This is a genomic window from Streptosporangium longisporum, assembly GCF_039534895.1.
Taxonomy (GTDB): Bacteria; Actinomycetota; Actinomycetes; order Streptosporangiales; family Streptosporangiaceae; genus Streptosporangium; species Streptosporangium longisporum.
The window spans coordinates 398,330-415,546 of the sequence record NZ_BAAAWD010000007.1; the positions used below are offsets into that span (position 1 = coordinate 398,330).

General features: G+C 73.5%; 15 protein-coding genes. 7 read left to right on the forward strand and 8 right to left on the reverse strand.

Annotation, left to right across the window (positions count from 1 at the left end; genetic code table 11):
• Positions 1–10 precede the first annotated feature (10 nt).
• Positions 11–715 (reverse strand): SDR family oxidoreductase, encoded by a 705-nt coding sequence (locus ABD832_RS14710; protein ID WP_344894447.1) that lies wholly within the window; start codon positions 713–715, stop codon positions 11–13.
• Positions 702–1,496 carry a phosphoribosylaminoimidazolesuccinocarboxamide synthase gene (locus ABD832_RS14715; RefSeq protein WP_344894450.1) on the reverse strand — a complete coding sequence of 265 codons (795 nt, stop codon included), beginning with the start codon at positions 1,494–1,496 and terminating at the stop codon, positions 702–704. Before ABD832_RS14715 ends, ABD832_RS14710 begins: the two co-directional genes overlap by 14 nt.
• A 133-nt stretch (positions 1,497–1,629) precedes the next feature.
• Between ABD832_RS14715 and ABD832_RS14720 the strand changes: the two genes are divergently transcribed.
• The 5 genes from ABD832_RS14720 to ABD832_RS14740 are packed head-to-tail and all read left to right on the forward strand — an operon-like array spanning position 1,630 to position 8,084.
• Positions 1,630–2,892, forward strand: coding sequence for an aminotransferase class III-fold pyridoxal phosphate-dependent enzyme (locus ABD832_RS14720; protein ID WP_344894453.1), 1,263 nt, complete (start codon positions 1,630–1,632; stop codon positions 2,890–2,892).
• Positions 2,885–3,940: a Gfo/Idh/MocA family protein gene (locus ABD832_RS14725; protein ID WP_344894456.1), complete on the forward strand. Its 1,056-nt coding sequence runs from the start codon at positions 2,885–2,887 to the stop codon at positions 3,938–3,940. Before ABD832_RS14720 ends, ABD832_RS14725 begins: the two co-directional genes overlap by 8 nt.
• Positions 3,941–3,977: 37 nt before the next feature.
• A complete protein-coding gene (locus tag ABD832_RS14730; protein ID WP_344894459.1) occupies positions 3,978–5,738 on the forward strand; it encodes an ABC transporter ATP-binding protein in 1,761 nt (586 codons plus the stop codon).
• 48 nt (positions 5,739–5,786) lie between these two features.
• Positions 5,787–7,565 (forward strand): ABC transporter ATP-binding protein, encoded by a 1,779-nt coding sequence (locus tag ABD832_RS14735; RefSeq protein WP_344894462.1) that lies wholly within the window; start codon positions 5,787–5,789, stop codon positions 7,563–7,565.
• 18 nt (positions 7,566–7,583) lie between these two features.
• Positions 7,584–8,084, forward strand: a complete 501-nt coding sequence (locus ABD832_RS14740) for an NUDIX hydrolase (protein ID WP_344894465.1) — start codon at positions 7,584–7,586, stop codon at positions 8,082–8,084.
• Positions 8,085–8,186: 102 nt separating this feature from the next.
• Here the strand turns inward: ABD832_RS14740 and ABD832_RS14745 are convergent, their stop codons facing one another.
• Positions 8,187–9,242, reverse strand: coding sequence for a hypothetical protein (locus ABD832_RS14745; RefSeq protein ID WP_344894468.1), 1,056 nt, complete (start codon positions 9,240–9,242; stop codon positions 8,187–8,189).
• A gap of 140 nt (positions 9,243–9,382) precedes the next feature.
• On the opposite strand from ABD832_RS14745, the gene ABD832_RS14750 reads away from it, so the two are divergent.
• Positions 9,383–10,564 carry a sensor histidine kinase gene (locus ABD832_RS14750; RefSeq protein ID WP_344894471.1) on the forward strand — a complete coding sequence of 394 codons (1,182 nt, stop codon included), beginning with the start codon at positions 9,383–9,385 and terminating at the stop codon, positions 10,562–10,564.
• Positions 10,561–11,196, forward strand: coding sequence for a response regulator (locus ABD832_RS14755; RefSeq protein ID WP_344894474.1), 636 nt, complete (start codon positions 10,561–10,563; stop codon positions 11,194–11,196). The genes ABD832_RS14750 and ABD832_RS14755 overlap by 4 nt, the downstream gene beginning before the upstream one ends.
• On the opposite strand, the gene ABD832_RS14760 is transcribed toward ABD832_RS14755, so the two are convergent.
• From ABD832_RS14760 to ABD832_RS14780, 5 genes are all read right to left on the reverse strand, one after another.
• The gene (locus ABD832_RS14760) at positions 11,183–12,151 is read right to left on the reverse strand and encodes a nucleoside hydrolase (protein WP_344894477.1); all 969 of its coding nucleotides are present in this window, start codon (positions 12,149–12,151) and stop codon (positions 11,183–11,185) included. The two genes, ABD832_RS14755 and ABD832_RS14760, sit on opposite strands and share 14 nt — an antisense overlap.
• A gap of 43 nt (positions 12,152–12,194) precedes the next feature.
• On the reverse strand, positions 12,195–12,920 hold the full coding sequence (locus ABD832_RS14765; RefSeq protein ID WP_344894480.1) for a GntR family transcriptional regulator: 726 nt from the start codon (positions 12,918–12,920) through the stop codon (positions 12,195–12,197).
• The gene (locus ABD832_RS14770) at positions 12,917–13,858 is read right to left on the reverse strand and encodes a PfkB family carbohydrate kinase (protein ID WP_344894483.1); all 942 of its coding nucleotides are present in this window, start codon (positions 13,856–13,858) and stop codon (positions 12,917–12,919) included. Before ABD832_RS14770 ends, ABD832_RS14765 begins: the two co-directional genes overlap by 4 nt.
• Complete coding sequence (locus ABD832_RS14775) at positions 13,855–14,766, reverse strand: 6-phosphogluconolactonase (RefSeq protein ID WP_344894485.1); 912 nt, start codon at positions 14,764–14,766, stop codon at positions 13,855–13,857. Before ABD832_RS14775 ends, ABD832_RS14770 begins: the two co-directional genes overlap by 4 nt.
• A gap of 144 nt (positions 14,767–14,910) precedes the next feature.
• Positions 14,911–17,214, reverse strand: a complete 2,304-nt coding sequence (locus ABD832_RS14780) for a N,N-dimethylformamidase beta subunit family domain-containing protein (protein ID WP_344894488.1) — start codon at positions 17,212–17,214, stop codon at positions 14,911–14,913.
• Positions 17,215–17,217 lie beyond the last annotated feature (3 nt).

Below are 17,217 nucleotides of genomic sequence, written 5' to 3' on the forward strand. Positions count from 1 at the left end.
CTGAGGCCGGTCACACGTGCAGCAACCGGTCGATCCCGATGACGGGCGGCTCGGGCAGGCCGGAGGGGCGTATCTCGATCTCCCCCACCACCAGGTCCCTCGGCCAGGTGTCGACGATGGCGCCCACGCAGCGGGCGACCGAGCGGGTGCTCATCTTGTGCGGCGACCCGTCGCCGTCCAGGTTGGCGATGGCGCCCGGGGACACCAGGCAGGCGCGGACCCCGTTGCGCCGCTCCTCCAGCAGGAGCGTCTCGACCAGCGCCTTCAGCCCGGCCTTGGTGGCGCTGTAGGCGGCGCCGCCCTCGAAGAAGCGGGTGGCGGCGTGGCTGCCCATCGCGACGAACAGGCCCTGGCTCGCCCGCAGCGCGGGCAGGACGGCCTTGAGCAGGTGGAAGCCCGCGCTGAGGTTGACCGCGACCAGCCGGTCCCAGTCGGCCTCGTCCAGGTCGGCTATGGGGTCGAGCACCCGGTCGACCGCGTTGGACACGCACACGTCGAGACGTCCCGCCTCCTGCAGCACCCGGCCGACCGCGCTCCTGATCTGCGCGGGGTCGGCCAGGTCGCACCGGTGCTCGCCGAGCCGGTCCCGTCCCGCCGGTGAGCGGTTCAGGGAGAAGACGCGGTAGCCGCGGTCGTGCAGGTCCTCGGCGATGGCCAGCCCGCTGCCGCGGTTGGTGCCGGTGACCAGGGCGACCCGGGTCTCAGGAGATGACATCGAGGATGCGACTCCACTGGTTCACGATCTCGTCCCCCGCGACGCCCTTGCGGAACAGGTCCTTGTCCAGGGGTGAGCCGTCCTCGTGCCGCAGCCGCATGCAGTCCTGGGAGATCTCGGAGATGACGGTCAGCTCGCCGTCCTCGGTCTGCCCGAATATCAGGCAGAAGTCCCACACCTCGACCGGGTGCAGCCAGGACCGCAGCACGTCGTTGACGGCGAGGGAGCGTTCGCGCATCTCCTCGACCGGCAGCCCCAGGGCCCTGAGATAGTCCTCGCCGATCGGCTGGTCCTCGGGGTCGACCCGGTAGTCGAACTTCACGACCGGCCGCGGCAGCGGGGCGCCGTCCTCGAACAGGCCAGGGTACTTGCGGGTGGTCGACCCGGTGGCCCTGTTCTTCACGATGACCTCGAAGGGCGGGGCCGGGCAGTAGTCGGCGAGGTAGTGGTCGGCGGAGACCCGCTCCCTGAACGCGCACGGCACGCCCGCGGCCACGATGCGGGCCGCGGCCTTCTCGTAGAAATCGAGACGAAGCGGGCCGGTGCGCTCCACCATTTCGTCACGCTGGTACGTGAAACTGCGCAGGCTGGGGATTATCTGCACGAGACAGCGTCCGCCCGGGAGAAGCCATAGGCGCTTGCTGCGTCCGACGATATCCGGCTCGGTCGTCCTGGCCACGTCGAGGACCGGAATTCCCTCTCTCGACCCGTAATCCACATCGCCTCCATATCGGCGTTCGTAGTTCGTGTCGGCCGGCCCGTCTTTAATGGCCTCACACACCTTGATATGCGTTGTGCGGGGCTGTCAAGGTGCCTAAAAGCCGGGAATTAAGGATGGTTGACGCCCTTACGACGTGACTGTACGGTCCTTGAGATTAAGTACGGGATCGGATAGCGCACCACCGGGAGGATCCTTGTCCCAAAACGAGCGGATAGCCCACTCGAAGATCACGCGCAAGTTCAAGTCCGAGGGGCGTCAGCTCTTGTTCTCCCAGGGCAGGGGGGGTGAGGTGCAGGACGCGAACGGCATGACGTACATCGACTTCGTCATGGGTTACGGACCAGTGATAATCGGCCACGCCGATGACCTTTTCAACGAGATCGTGCGCGGCCACCTGGACAACGGCGTCATGATGCCGGGATATACGACCTTCCACCAGGAGTATCTGGAACGGCTGCTCGGAAATCGGCCCGGAGATCGCGGAGCGTTCTTCAAGACCGCCTCCGAGGCCGTCACCGCGGCCTTCCGGCTGGCCGCGATGCAGACGGGCCGGCTCGGCATCGTGCGGAGCGGTTACGTCGGCTGGCACGACGCGCAGATCGCCAATTCCCTGAAATGGCACGAGCCCTTGCACTCGCCACTCCGGGAAAGGCTGAAGTACACCGACGCCATGCGGGGCATCGGCGAGTCTGAACCCGCGGTGAACTGGGTCGACCTGCGCCTGGAAACGCTTTCCGAACTGCTGGAGCGGCACCGGGACCGTTTAGGGTGTTTCGTGTTCGACGCCTATCTCGCGTCGTTCACCACGCCCGAGGTGCTGCGGCGGGCCGTCGCGATGTGCCGCGAGGCCGGCATGCTCACCGTCTTCGACGAGACCAAGACCGGGGGGCGGATCTCGCCGCTCGGCTACGACCACGACAACGCCATCGGCTCCGACCTGGTCGTGATCGGCAAGGCGCTGGCCAACGGGGCGCCGCTGAGCATCCTGGTCGGCAACGCCGAGCTGCTCGCCCACGCCGAACGGGCCCGGCTCAGCGGCACCTTCTCCAAGGAGATGATCGCCGTGTACGCCGCGCTGGCCACCCGCGACATCCTGGAGAAGCCCGTCGGGGAGTCCCCGGACGGCTGGGCCGAGATCGGCAGGATCGGCACGCAGGTGGCGTCCGTCCTGTCCGCGGCCGCCACGGAGGCCGGGGTGGGTTCCCTGGTCGGTGCCCGCCCGGTGCTGGGTGGCGGGATGTTCGAGCTGGTCTACCACGACGACGGGCTGCTCGGTGACAAGGACCGGCGCGAGGCGCTGCTCGGCGCCCTCACCGGCGCCGGCATCCTGCTGCTCGAGGGACACCCCTCCTTCGTGAGCCTCGCGCACCGCGACATCGACTGGAGCGACCTGCACGACCGGGCGCGCCAGGCCTTCGAGCAGTGGAGCACCTCCACCGGAGCCGGCCGTGGCTGAGCCGGTCGTACGCCTCGCCCTGATCGGCTGCGGCAGGCAGATGCAGCAGAACCTCCTGCCCTTCCTGCAGCGCATCCGCGGCCACCGGGTCGTCGCCTGCGTCGACCCCGACCTGTCGATGGCCGCGGAGCTGCAGGCCCTGACCGGCGCGCCGGTCCTGGCCGACTCCGTCGACGGGCTCGACGCCGGGACCGTGGACGCGGCGTTGCTGGCCGTCCCGCCCGAGCCGTCCTACCGGCTCACCCGGCACCTGGTGGAGGCGGGGGTCGACTGCTTCGTGGAGAAGCCGGCCGGGCCGTCCACCCCCGCGTTGCAGGACCTGGACCAGGTGGTGCGCCTGGCCGGCCGCCACGTCCAGGTGGGCTTCAACTTCCGCTACACCGAGACCCTCCAGCGGCTGCACGAGCTGAGCGCGGGCGCCCGCAAGACCCCCTGCTCGGTGACGATCGACTTCTACAGCCGTCACCCGTCGGCCCCGCAGTGGGGCGTGGACACGACCCTGGAGGCGTGGATCCGGCACAACGGGGTGCACGCCCTGGACCTGGCCCGCTGGTTCACGCCCTCACCGGTCGTCCAGGTGATCGCGCACGCCATCCTCGACGGCACCGACCGCTTCCAGGTCAACCTCGTGCTGCGCCACCACGACGGCTCCCTGACGACGTTGCGGATGGGCAATCACGTCAAGCGCTTCATCGTGGGCGTCGCCGTGCAGGGCATGGACGGCAGCCGCTACAGTGCCCCGTCCCTGGAGCGGGTGACCCTGGAGCTGTCCGACGGCGTGCCGTTCGGCCAGGAGCTGCACAGCACGCGCAACCTCGACCACGGCTGGGGGCGCAGCGGGTTCGGGCCCGAGCTGGAGGCCTTCGTCACCGCCTGCCGCGCCAGGGCGGCCGGGCGTCCGGCCAACGGCTCGGCCGCCGCGCAGGACGTGCCGTCGGTCGCCGACGCGCTCGCCGCGTCGGTGCTGTGCGACCGGACGATGGACGAGCTGTACGCCATCGGCGGGAACGGCGCCGGCGTCCTCGCGGATCCGCTCCGGGTCGGCTAGGTGACCACGGGAACCACCGCGACCGGCGGAGGAACCGATGGCTGAGGGGACGCGACCGGAGGGAGAACCCGCCCTCGGCGGGCCGGCCGCGTCCTCGGGCGTGCGGGGGTGGATATTCGGCCACCTGGGACGGCACCGGACGCTGCTGGCGGTGTTCGCCGTCACGGCGGTGGCGGCGAACCTCTGCTCCACCCTCGTCCCCGTGCAGATCGGCGCGGCGTTCGCCGCGGCCACCGGCCCCGATCCCGACCTCGGCGTGGTCGGGGCCGCGGCGGTCGCGATCGGCCTGCTCGCGGCCGGCCGGTTCGTCGCCGACCTGCTGTTCAACGGCTCGATGGAGATCATCGCCCAGCGGGTCAAGCGGGACGCGCGCGACGAGCTGTACCGCGGCCTGCTCGCCAAACGCCTGTCCTTCCACGACCAGCAGCGCATCGGCGACATCCTGGCCCGCGCCATCAACGACGCCAGGCTCGTCGACTACATGCTCAGCCCCGGCGTCTCCACCGCCTTCAACGGCCTGCTGGCCCTGCTGGTCCCGATCCTGTTCATCGCCTCGCTGCACCCCTGGCTGCTGCTGGCCCCCGGCGTGATGATCGTGGTGTTCGGGTACGCGCTGCACCGTCACGTACGGCGGCTGCACCCGCTGACCATGCGCGCCCGGGAGACCTTCGCCGACCTCAACGAGCGTTTCTCCACCACCCTCGGCGGCATCGCCACGGTCAAGGCCTTCACCCAGGAGGACCACGAGCGGCGCGCGTTCACCCGGGCCGCCGCCGCCTACCGGGACGCCTTCGTCAGGAAGGGCAGGGCGCAGGCCGTCTACCTGCCCGCGCTCAGCTTCGCGCTGGCGATGGCGATCGGCGCCCTGCACTCCCTGCACCTGTACGCCCAGGGCGGGCTGACCCTCGCCCAGGTCGTGACCTACCTGGGCTGGCTGGTGCTGTTCGCCCAGCCGGTCACCATGTCCGAGCAGGCCGTGCCGATCATCCAGGAGGGCTTCGTCGCCGCGTCCCGGATGCGGCAGATCACCGAGGGCGACCCGGGCGAGCGGGAGGACACCGCGGGGACGACCGCGACGCTGCGGGGCGCCGTCACCTTCGAGGGCGTCCACCTGCGCCACGAGGGGAGGGACATCCTGCGCGACGTCTCCTTCCACGTGCCCGCGGGCCGCACCCTGGCCGTCGTCGGGCCCACCGGCAGCGGCAAGAGCATGCTCGTCAAGCTGGTCAACCGGATGTACGACGCCACCGAGGGCCGGGTGCTCATCGACGGCCGGGACGTGCGCGAGTGGGAACCGGGCGCGCTCCGCCGCCAGATCGGCCAGGTGGACCAGGAGACCTTCCTGTTCTCCAAGAGCGTGCTGGACAACATCGCGTTCGGCTCGCCGGACGGGGCCGACGACGAGGACGTCGTGCGCGCCGCCAAGCAGGCGTGCGCCGACGAGTTCGTCCGGGCGATGGAGCACGGCTACGACACGGTCCTCAACGAGGGGGGGACCACGCTGTCCGGCGGGCAGCGGCAGCGGCTGGCCATCGCCAGGGCGCTGCTCACCGACCCCCGCATCCTCACCCTCGACGACGCGACCAGCGCGGTCGACGCGCGGACCGAGACGGCCATCACCGAGGCGATCGAGCGCGCGGCCACCGGCCGTACCACCATCCTGGTCTCGCACCGCCCCGGCCAGATCCGGCGCGCCGACGTCATCCTGCTGCTGGACGCCGGGCGGGTCGTCGACCAGGGAACGCACGAAGAGCTGATCGCGCGCTGCGCGCTGTACCAGGAGATCTACAGTGAATGACGTCCGGGCCGCATCGGCCCCACCGGCGCCGGCGGATCGGCGTCCGCGGTGAGCGACCTGTTCGCGGGCCTGCACGCCGACGACTACGACCGCGTCTACGGCAACCGCCGCCTCCTCGGCCGCATCCTGCACTACCTGCGGGAACGGCGCGGCGCCATGCTCGGCTCCGCCGCCCTCGTGGTGGGGTCGGCCCTGCTGACCGCGGCCGTGCCGATCGTCATCTCCCAGGTGATCGACCAGGTCGCGGCCGGGGCCGGGCTGGGACTGCGGCTGAGCCTGTTCGTGGTCGCGGCCGCGGTGGTGGCCTGGGGGATGAACTGGGCACGCCAGGCCATCACCGCCCGCCTGGTCGGCGACGTGGTGTACCGGCTGCAGTGCGACGCCGCCGACGCCGCGCTCGCCAAGGACATCGCGTTCCACGACCGGAACTCGGTCGGCAAGGTGCTCAGCCGGGTCACCGGCGACACCGAGGGCTTCAGCTCGGTCATGACCCTCACCCTGAACCTGCTCAGCCAGCTGTTCCTGGTGCTGCTGCTCGGCGGCGTGGTGTTCTGGATCGACGTCGACCTCGGCCTGATCATCCTGGCGGCGCTGCCGCTGCTGCTCGGCACCGCGCTGGCCTTCCGCAGGATCGCCAGGACGGCCGCGGCCGCCACCCGGCGGGTGATGGCCAGGGTCAACGCCAACGTGCACGAGTCGATGCTGGGCATCTCGGTCGCCAAGGGCTTCGGCCGCGAGAGGACGGTCTACCGCGACTTCGACGGGGTCAACCGGCTGTCGTACGCGGTCTACGTCAGGCAGGGCCTCATCTACACGCTCATCCTGCCGGTCCTGACGCTGCTGGCCGGGCTGGCGACGGCCGTCGTGCTGTACCAGGGCGGGCGTTTCGCGGTGCTCGGCAGGCTCTCGCCGGGCGAGTGGTACTTCGCCCTGCAGGCGCTCGGCATGCTCTGGCAGCCGGTCACCCAGGCGGCGTCCTTCTGGAGCCTGTTCCAGCAGGGCCTGGCCGCGGCCGAACGGGTGTTCGCGCTGATCGACAGCGAGCACGCCGTCGTCCAGCACGGGAACGAGCCGGTGACCGGGCTGCGGGGCGACATCGAGGCGCGCGGCCTGACGTTCGCGTACGGGCCCGGATCGGTCGTGTTCCGCGGCCTGGACCTGCGGATCGCCGCGCGGCAGACCGTGGCCGTCGTCGGGCACACCGGCGGCGGCAAGTCCACCCTGGCCAAGGTGATCGCCCGCGCCTACGACTTCCAGGAGGGCGAGCTGCTCGTCGACGGCCGCGACATCCGCTCGCTCGACCTGCGCTCCTACCGGCGGCGCGTCGGCGTCGTCCCGCAGCACCCGTTCATCTTCGCGGGCACGCTCGCCGAGAACATCGCCTACGGCAGGCCGGACGCCGATCACGCCGACGTCGAACGCGCCGTCGACAGGATCGGGCGCCGGGTGTGGTCGCGCAGCATGCCGATGTCCCTGCACGACCACCTGGCCGCGGGAGGTCAGGGCGTCTCGGTCGGGCAGCGGCAGCTCATCGCGCTGGCCCGGATGTTCCTGCGGGAGCCGGACATCGTCATCCTGGACGAGCCGACGGCCGGTGTCGACCCGCTGACCGAGAGGGGCATCCAGAACGCGCTGTCGCGGCTGTTCACCGACCGGACCGTGCTGGTGATCGCCCACCGGCTCGCCACGATCCGGCGGGCCGACCGCATCCTGGTCATGCGCGAGGGCACGATCGTCGAGGACGGCGGCTTCGACGAGCTGCTGAGCCGCGACGGCCCGTTCTCCGAGCTGTACGCGACCTACTACGCCCACCAGAGGCCGGCATGAACGCGCAGAACGGCGGCTGTGCCCCGCACCCGCCGGAGTTCGAGCGGATCCACCGCGAGGCCACCGGCGCGGGCGTGCGGTGCGTGGTGGGCGCCGTCCTGGTCAACGCGCGCGGCGAGGTGTTCCTGCAGCGCCGCGCCCCCCCACGTCCGGCTCTTCCCCGGCTGCTGGGACATCGTCGGGGGGCACGTCGAGGAGGGCGAGACGCTGTGCGCGGCACTGGCCCGGGAGATCGAGGAGGAGACGGGATGGCGGCTGGTCCGGGTGGACGGCATGGTGGACGTCTTCGACTGGGACGGCGGCGACGGCGAGCGCAGGCGTGAGATCGACGTGCTCGCCACGGTCGAGGGCGACCTGACCCGGCCCGCGATCGAGCGGGAGAAGTTCGTCGAGGCGCGCTGGCTGGACGAGGCCGCGCTGCGCGTCCTGGCGGCGTCCTCCACCGACTCCGGCATGATCGACCTCGCCCTGCGCGCCCTGGCCGGACGGCCGGCCGGCGACCCGGCGCCCCCCTCGTGATCCCGCCCCGGGGGGCTTGCCCCGCCGCCCGTGCGCGCCTTCCAGGGGCGGCCGGTACGGCGTTCCCCGGACGCCGTACCGGCCGCCCCCGTCGAGGCCGGGTCAGACCAGGCCGCAGTGGCGGCACCGGCCCCGCCTGCGCAGGTGGTAGGCCAGCGTCGCCGCGCCGAGGGACAGCGCCCAGACCGGCCAGTACGTCGTCGGGTCGGTCAGCCAGACGGCCGGGTCGCCCCAGTCCGTGTCGCGCACGATCTGGGTGCCCGCCGCCAGCAGTACGGCCGTGACCGCCGAGGCGAGGGTCACCGGAAGGGCGGGCGGGACGCGCCTGCCCGCAAGCCCGACCACCCAGCGGGGCCAGACCTCGCCCCAGCGGTGCACCAGCCCGAGCGTGAGCACACCGCCGGCCGCCGCGAACGTCGCCAGACCCGCCCCCGCCCACACCAGGCCGGATTCGTGTAATTGGCGCAGTTCCTCCTTCGGGAGCAGCAGGGGGACGTTCAGCACCCACGCCCAGCGGACCGCGGCGTACAGCAGCGGGACGACGAAGGCCGTGTAGGCGGCCCGGCGTCCCCACCGGGCCGCCGAGGCGGGGGTCGTCCAGGTGGCGCCTTCGCGCGCCGAACGGCCGCAGCCGCCGCAGGAGTCGCCGGTGCGCCGCTGGAAGGCCAGCGCCGCGCCCGCCCACAGCAGCCCTCCGGCCATGCAGAGGATCAGGTTCAGCACCGGCCAGGGCAGCGCGACACCGAGGTAGTCGCCGTCCGGCCAGCCGAACGGCAGCCCGGCCAGGACGATCGGGGCGTACCCGACCGCCGTCATGACCCGGGCGTCGGGGATGAGGGCGACGAGCGCCAGTGCGACGGACCAGGCCGTCGCGAGCACTGCGGCGCGGGCGGCGCCGCGCGGCCGTGCCCGGGCCATGACCAGCGCGAGCACCGCGCCCGCGAACCCGAGCGCCGCGATCACCGGTGCGGTGCCCGAGGCCGTCACGCCGCCCAGCAGCGACTTCGCCCTGGCGCCGGGCAGATCGCCCTCGCCGAAGGGGAAACCCGCGCCGCCCCACGCCCAGTGGAGCCCGAGCCCGCCGTAGACCAGCGACCACGCGCTCGCCGCGTACGCCGCCCATCGGGCCCATCGGGGGATCGTCTTCCGGTCGTCCATGGTCGTTTCCATGGCTCAAGCGTCGGGCGGCGGAGGGGGGCGTGCCCATCCGCCGTCTGACGGATCTCGTCCGGCGGGCGCCGTGTTCTCTCTGCCTTTCGGTGGATCCGCCGCGGCCGGGTGTTCCGTAGGGTCGGCCCATGGATCAGGTCGCCGCGTTCGTGGCACTCGCCATGATGATCGTGGCGTTCGTGCCACGCGTGCCGCCGGCGTGGCCCGCCGCGGCGGCCGGGGCGATCTCGATCGCGATCACCGTCGCGTATCCGCTGGCCGAGTGGCACGGCGGTACCGTCCCCTGGGTGCTGATCGAGGTGCCGCCCCTGCTCGTGCTGACGCTCATGGCCGCCAGGCGCGCGCCGGCCTCCCGGGCCGTCGTCTCGGCCGGCCTCGCCGGGAGCGCGGTCGCGCTGATGCTCGTGCGCACGCTCTGGCCCGGCGACATCGCGCTCGCCGCCGGGGCCTGCGCGAGCTGGTCCCTGCTCGCGGTCGCGGCGGCGGGCACCGGCCTGTACGCCCGCACGCTGGACGACGGCCGGCGCCGCGCGGTGGCCGCGGCCAGGCGGACGCAGCGGCTCGTGCTCGCCCGAGACCTGCACGACTTCGTCGCCCACGACGTGAGCGGGATCCTCGTGCAGGCGCAGGCCGCCCGGCTCATGCCGCAGGAGCTCCCGCCGCAGGTGGCCGACGCGCTGCGGCGTATCGAGGAGGCGGGGCAGCAGGCCCTGGCCGCCATGGACCGTACCGTCCGGATGCTCCACGAGGCCGGCGAGGCCGGCGAGGCCGGCGAGGCCGGCGAGGCCGGATCGGGCGCGACGGCACCGCCGCCCGGGGTCGAGGGCCTGGCGCGGCTCGCCGGCGGCTACTCCCCGTCGGTACGGGTGGACCTGTCGGTCGATCCCGGGCTGGAGCGGCGGCTCTCCCCGGAGACCTCCGCCACCGTCTACCGGGTCGTGACCGAGGCGCTCACCAACGTACGCCGTCACGCCCCCGCGGCGACCTCCGTCGCGATCACCGTCACCCTCGCGGGAGGGGCGGTCCGCGTGCGCGTCGTCGACGACGGCGGCCACCCGCGGGCGGCCCGTCGCGGGGGCCACGGACCGGCCGGCCTCACCGGGCGGGTCTCGGAGGCGGCCCGCCGCGGAGGCTTTGGCCTGATCGGGCTCACCGAGCGGGTCGAGGTGCTCGGCGGTTCCCTGTCGGCCGGACCCGGACCGGGCGGCTGGCGGGTCGAGGCGCTCGTGCCCGCTCACCCGCCACGGCGGCTCCGGCACGCAGGAGCACGCGTGAGCCGCCCGACCGCCGATCGAGGAGAGCCGGCATGACCACCCGGATCCTGATCGCCGACGACCAGGAGGACGTGCGGATCGGCTTCCGGCTCATGCTCGACTCCCAGCCCGACATGAGCGTGGTGGCAGAGGCCGCCGACGGCCACGGCGCCGTCGACCTGGCCCGGCGTCTGCGGCCCGACGTGGTGCTCGCCGACATCCGCATGCCGAGGCTCGACGGGCTGGAGGTCACCCGGCTGCTGGCCGGGCTGACCCGCGTGATCGTCGTGACGACCTTCGACCTCGACGAGTACGTGCACACCGCGCTGCGCAACGGCGCCTGCGGTTTCCTGCTCAAGCGGTCGGGCCCCGCCCTGCTCGTCGAGGCCGTCCGGGCGGCCATGGCCGGCGACACGCTGATCAGCCCCCAGGTCACCGTCCGCCTGCTGGCCCACCTCCGAACGTCCACCGGGCCGCCCGGACCCGCCGAGCCGCTGACGGAGCGGGAGCTGGAGGTTGCCCGCCTGGTCGCCCACGGCCGCACCAACGCCGAGATCGCCGCCGAGCTGTTCATCGGCTCCGGCACGGTCAAGACCCACGTCGCCAACGTCCAGCGCAAGCTCGCCGTGGCCAACCGGGTCGGCATCGCCGCCTGGGCGTGGAGCTCCGGCACCGTCACCGGCCCGTAGGCGGCCGTCCGTCCGGGGCCAGGGTGTCGAGGAGGTGCCGGTAGAACCGGCCGGCGTCGACCGTCACGGCGCACCTGACGGCGCGTCCCCCGGCGCGCCGCAGGACGCGTCCCTGGCTCACCCCCCGGGTGATCACGTCGCAGTGCACGGTCTCGAACGCGCAGATGCCGGGTTCGGCCAGGTAGGAGGTGGTCAGGCTGTCCCAGCAGCAGTAGGCCAGGCCCGTGGTCTCCAGGGTGCCGAACGTCAGCGCGAGCAGCGACCCGGCCAGGTCGCCGACGGGGTCGCCGTAGGCGCGCCCGAACGCGCGGGCGAGGTCCATGGTCACCGGGACGCGGTCGGTCACGTCCAGCGGGAACATCGTGACCGGCACGGCCGAGTCGAAGACGCGCCTGACGGCGTCGGGGTCCCAGAAGACGTTCCACTCCGCGCTGCCGTCGTGGTCCGGCCGCAGGACGTTGCCGGCGACGTCCAGGGCACCGCCCATGAACACCACCTCCTCGATGCGGGACTCCAGCCCGGGGTGGTGCTCCAGGCACCAGGCGAGGTTGGTCAGCGGGCCGGTGGCGAGCACGGTGACCGGGGCCGGGGTCCGCGCCAGCCAGACGGCGAGCCGTTCGTGCGCCGGGAGCGCGTCCGCGGGGCCGATGTCCGGGTCCTTCCGGTTGAGCACGGGCAGCGCGTCCGCCCGCAGGGCGTCGATGCGCCACTCCAGCGGGAAGGGGTTGCGCCCGGGCAGCGTGCCCACGGCCGTGGGCACGTCCCTGCCGGTCAGGTCGAGGATCTTGCGGGTGACCGACAGGGCGGGCCCGGGCAGGCAGTCGGCCGGGGTCACCGCGACCCCGCGCAGGTCGACGTGGCCGTACCGGGTCAGCAGGAGAAGGGAGAGCAGGTCGTCCGGCGCGCCGTCGTGGTCGAACACGACCCGGCGGGGACGCGGGGGGAGATCAGCCATGGCACCTCACGTTCCGGGCACCGGCGCGTCGCCGCGAGGGGGATCAGTCACGGCGCCTCACCAGGTGGAAGGAGAAGTCGGTCCCCCGGTGGTAGTCCTGCGAGTACAGCAGCGGCCGTCCCGCGCTGTCGTGGTGGGTCTGGGTCAGCAGCAGCCAGGCGCCGTCGGCGTCGGCGCCGCCGATGCGCCCGGCCTGCGCCTCGCCGAGGGTGACGGCCCGGACCTGGGCGACCGCGTAGGCGATGTCGTGCCCGTACTCGGTGAGCAGGCCGAACAGCGACCCGGTCCAGTCCACCTCGTCCAGGGGACGGCCGACCAGGGAGCGGGGGAACAGGTCGATCGAGTACAGCAGCGCGTCGTCCCGGTGCCGGCGCAGGCGCTCCAGCCGCACGACGGTCTCGCCGGGCGGCAGCTGCAGCAGCTCGCGCTGGTGACGGCTCGGCTCGGCCGCGGCGACGTCCAGGACGGTGTTGTCGGCGGTGTGCCCCCGGCTGGCCAGCATCTCCGTCACGCCCTCCAGGCGGGTGAGCGGCCGGTCCAGGCTGGGCTGGGAGGTGAGGTAGCGGCCGTCGCCGTGGCGCGCCTGGATGAGGCCCTCCTGCTCCAGGAGCTTGAGCGCCTCCCTGATGCTGGTGCGGCCCACGTCGAACAGGGCGATGAGCTCGTTCTCCGAGGGCAGCCTGTCCCCGGCGCGCAACCCCTGCTCGACGATCAGGGCGCGGATCCGGTCGCGCACCTGCACCGCCAGGGTGGGCTGTCGTCGTGTCACGTGGGTCTCTCCTGCCCGGACGGGCCGTGGAACGGTGCGACGCCGAGCTCCGAGGCGGACGGGTAGCTGGGAGCGCAGAAGCGACGGGTGACCGAGACCGCCGCCACCCGGCAGCCGAGCCGGACCCCCTGCGCCAGGCTCGCGCCGGCGCGCAGGGCGGCCGCCAGGGCACCGGTGAAGGCGTCACCCGCACCGGTCGTGTCCACGGCGTCCACGACGGGTGCGCCGATCAGCATAGTGCCGTGATCGTCGACGACCTCGGCGCCGTGCTCCCCCCGGGTGACGATCACGGTACGGCCCCTGGTCCGGGAGCGCAGGCCCTGCACCGGCCCGGCGCGCGCGCCGGGCGTCCCCCCGGCCAGGACGGACAGCTCGCCCTCGTTGAGCACCAGCACGTCGGCCCGGCCGAGCAGGTCCCGCCCGGTGCCGCCGAGGAACGCCGCGGCCGGGCTGGGGTTGAGCAGCAGGCGCACGCCGGGCGGGGCCGCGGCCGCCGCCGCGGCCGACGTCTCCACCGGGATCTCGCCCTGCAGCACGAGCACCGAACCGGGTGGCAGGCTCGCGGCCGTGGCGGCGGCCCGGGAGGCCGGGAGCAGGTTCGCCGCCCCCGGCCACGTCATGACGATCTGCCGGCCGCCGCCGTCGACGTAGACGAAGCTGCGCCCGGTCGCGGTGCCGCCGGCCGTGGCGCAGTCGCCGACCTCGACGCCGTCGGCCCGCAGCGCGGCCAGCGCCGCCGGCCCGTCGGCGTCGTCCCCCAGGCAGCCGACGAAGCGGGTGGGGGCTCCCAGCCGGGCGGACGCGACCGCCACGTTCGCCGCCTTGCCGCCGTGCGCGGTGGCGTAGTCGAAGGCGTCGACGCTCTCCCCGGTCGCCGGCAGGCGGTCGCCGAACATGTACAGGTCCAGGGTGTACGCGCCGACGGCGAGCACGGTCATCCGTCGAGGCCCAGCGCGCAGGGCGCGATGCTGCCGGCGTCGACGGTGACGCGCACGTCGGGGTGGCGGTGGGCGAGGGTGACCGGGAGCATCACGTCGGGTTCGGTGGTCAGCAGCAGGACCCGCACGATGTAGCGCTTCCAGGCGCCCCCGTCGGTGATGAGGTGCAGCCTGCGGGCCGAGAGGATCTCCGCCATCCCCAGGGTGACGGCCATGCGCGGGATGGCCTGCGTGTAGCCGCCGGTCACCCGGTGGGAGTGGGCCACGATCGTGTCCTCCAGCAGCGGGACGATCCGCGTGGTGGAGGCGGCGAACTCCTCGACGCCGTAGTCGTGCCAGCGGGTCGCCGGAGGCTCGTTGAAGGCCAGGTGCCCCCGGTAGCCGAAGCCCGCGAAACAGGTGTCGGCCCCTCCCTCGCGACGCAGGCGCTCGGCGTAGGCGTCGGGGTCGAACACGTCGGGGTAGACGACGTTCCCGGGGTGGGGCCGCAGCTCCGGGTCGAGCAGCCGGTAGAGCTTGCGGTCGCAGTAGCCGCGGAAGCTGAAGGGGTGGGACGGGTCCACGGGCCGGCCCTGCCAGTCGAGGAACTCGTCCATGTGGAAGGCGAACACGTCGCCCCAGCCGATGCGCTCCTCGTTGCAGATGCGCGCGAGGATCGGGTACTGCGCCTTGGGGCCCACGGGGAGGATCCAGCGGGTGGGCTCCCCGCGCCGGTTGTTCTCCCGAAGCTCGTCGGCCATCTCCCGGGCCAGCCGGTGGTAGAGGACGGTGGTGTCCGGGTGCACGGTCAGGGGGTGGCGGGCGATCGCGACGAGGTCCTCCACGGGCATGGTCAGGTGCTCGTCGGTCAGGTCGCCGCAGGTGCGGGGATAGGGGTAGGCGTCGCGCGGCGCGGCGGCGGTGGGCATGTCACTCCTTGTCGCGGGGACTCGTCGACCGTGTCGCGGGGGTCGCCGAGGTCACCGAGGTCACGGGGATCGCGGGGATCGCGGGGGTCGCGGGGGTCGCGGGGGTCGCGGGGGTCGTGGGGTCGCAGGGGGCGCGGGGGCTCGTCACGGGGGGTCGGGCAGCAGGAACCGGGACAGGACGTTTCGGGTGATCCTCCTGATGTCGCCGTCGCGGCAGGCCAGGCTGGCGATCCAGTTGATCGATCCCACGGAGAACACCGCGCCGCCGCCGTCGAGCCGGCGCAGGGTCATGTCGGCGCGGACGGTCTCCTCGCCCGGCGAGGAGTCCTCCGACGCGGCCAGGTAGTGGTGGCTGTGCCCGCCCGCGGACGTCGCGAGCACCAGGGTGCCGGGCGGGGTGCCCAGCTCCGGCGCGGCGCGGTCGATCTCGTCCCCGGCGGCGCCGCCGAGCGCGAGCCCGTAGTCGCCCACGGTGTCGGTCTCGACACCTTCGAAGACCCAGGACGCCTCGTCGAGACGGCTGTCGGGCAGGCGCGTGTAGCCGGGGGCCGGGCCCCATCCCTGGGCGGCGAAGCCGACGCCGAGCAGTCCCTGCGGGGGCAGGCCCAGGTGGCGCCAGAGCCCGCCGGGCTGCCCGGTGGAGGTGAGGACGTCCTCGCCCGGCTCGTTGTCCCACCAGTCGCCCGAGCCCCGGCGGCGGACCTCGACGGCGTGCGGGTAGCGGGGATCGACGCCGGTCGCCCAGTAGAACCCGTTCCCGCCGAGGTACATCAGCCGCCCGCCGCCGGACACGTACGCGCTGACGGCGTCGCGCTCGGGCGCGCTCACGTACTCGGGGTGGCTGCCGGTCAGCACGACGCGGTAGCCCGCCAGCAGCGCGGCCCCGCCCGCGTGCACGTCCTCGTCGGCCAGGACGTCGAAGGCGAACCCCTCCGACCGCAGCCAGCGCAGGAGCAGGATGTCGGCGGAGAAGTGCCGGGGCGCCCCCGTCATCCACCAGCGGTAGTCGGCGGTGTGATTCAGCACCGGGCGGAGCCGGGAGGAGTGGTGGACGGCACCGCCCTCCCGCCTGCTGTCGTACAGGGACAGTCCCAGCTCGCGGTGGGCGTTGAGGTGGACGTCCGTGGGGGAGAGCGTGATGGGCCGGGCGGTCACCCGCGAGTAGTCCCCGAAGTACTCGGCCTCGCTGGACTGGCGGTGGTTGGCGTAGGCCAGGTAGGTGAACGTGGGCAGGACCACCGCGATCGGGCGGTCCGCCGTTCCCCGTGCCGTTCCTCCCGGCTCCTTCCGCGAGCTTCTCTCCGCCACCCCCTCCGGTGTTCCTTCCGGCGTTCCCCGTGGCGTCTCCGCGGGGCGGACGATCAGCGGGACGACGAAGGACCGCTCCGGGCCGCGCAGCCGGATGCCGAGCACGGTGGAGGCGGTGTCGCCCGGGACGGTCACCGTGCACGTCTCCGGCCAGCCCGCGTCGTCCAGGTCCTCGGGGGAGAACTGGACGGCGGTGCGGGCGGCCGTCTCCCCGGCGCCCGCCCCCGGGCCGACCAGCCCCATGAGCGGCCGGTTGACGGCGCGCGCGTGCCGGCCGTTCCCGCTGAGGTCGGGGACCAGGGGGGCGCCCGGATCGGCCGAGACGTCCCACAGGGCCACGAGGTCCGCCCCGGTGTGCTCGATCAGGCCGGACGCCGTGGTCAGGCCGAGCAGGGGCCCGCAAGCGGCCGCGGTGAGCGGGCCGCGCGTCAGCAGCGGCAGGGCGACCCGCCCGAGGTAGGGGTCGTCGCCGTCCTGGCCGGCCCCGATCCGGAGGACCCCGGCCGTGGCCGGCGAGGACGGCGGGGGCGGGACCTTCCCGTGCACCCTGACCCCGGTCACGCCACCGTCCTCCACCGGCCCGTCTCGCACCGGCCCGTCCTCTACCGGCCCGTCCCGCGTCGATCCGTCCCGTACCGATCCGTCCCGCGCGGGGTCGTCGCCGACGGTCAGGTGGACGACGGTCCCGGACGGCGTCGTCTCCCAGGCCGCCACCAGCAGGGACCACGACCCCCGCCGGACGGGGCCGGGCAGGCGGGCCCGTACCCGGCCCGCGGGCGTGCCGGCGCTCACCTCGGGCCGGCCCTCCTCGTCCAGGCCGAGGAGCAGCCGCCAGTCCCCGGCGCTCAGGTCCGCCACGACCTGGCGCGGGCCGAGGTGGTGGGGACGGATCCACAGCGCGAGCCCTCCGTCGGCGGGCACCGGTACGGAGTCCGCCTCCAGGTGGGAACCGGTCCTGATCCGCCGCGGCTCGACGGGGACCCGCGTGGCCGGGGTGAGGACGGTCTCGTCCACGAGGTCCACCAGGTCGACGGCCACGGTCCCCGGCGCGCCGGACGCGTACACGCTCACCTGCCGTCCGGGGGGGACCGACCAGCTGTCGGCGTACGCCATCAGGCGGGGTTCCTGCTCCGTTGTCATGCG

What these genes read in the sequence shown, in the direction of transcription:
- ABD832_RS14710 (WP_344894447.1), bottom strand. Translation starts at nt 715, where the DNA reads ATGTCATCTCCTGAGACCCGGGTCGCCCTGGTCACCGGCACCAACCGC.
- ABD832_RS14730 (WP_344894459.1), top strand. Translation starts at nt 3,978, where the DNA reads ATGGCTGAGGGGACGCGACCGGAGGGAGAACCCGCCCTCGGCGGGCCG.
- ABD832_RS14745 (WP_344894468.1), bottom strand. Translation starts at nt 9,242, where the DNA reads ATGGACGACCGGAAGACGATCCCCCGATGGGCCCGATGGGCGGCGTAC.
- ABD832_RS14750 (WP_344894471.1), top strand. Translation starts at nt 9,383, where the DNA reads ATGGATCAGGTCGCCGCGTTCGTGGCACTCGCCATGATGATCGTGGCG.
- ABD832_RS14755 (WP_344894474.1), top strand. Translation starts at nt 10,561, where the DNA reads ATGACCACCCGGATCCTGATCGCCGACGACCAGGAGGACGTGCGGATC.
- ABD832_RS14760 (WP_344894477.1), bottom strand. Translation starts at nt 12,151, where the DNA reads ATGGCTGATCTCCCCCCGCGTCCCCGCCGGGTCGTGTTCGACCACGAC.
- ABD832_RS14770 (WP_344894483.1), bottom strand. Translation starts at nt 13,858, where the DNA reads ATGACCGTGCTCGCCGTCGGCGCGTACACCCTGGACCTGTACATGTTC.
- ABD832_RS14775 (WP_344894485.1), bottom strand. Translation starts at nt 14,766, where the DNA reads ATGCCCACCGCCGCCGCGCCGCGCGACGCCTACCCCTATCCCCGCACC.
- ABD832_RS14780 (WP_344894488.1), bottom strand. Translation starts at nt 17,214, where the DNA reads ATGACAACGGAGCAGGAACCCCGCCTGATGGCGTACGCCGACAGCTGG.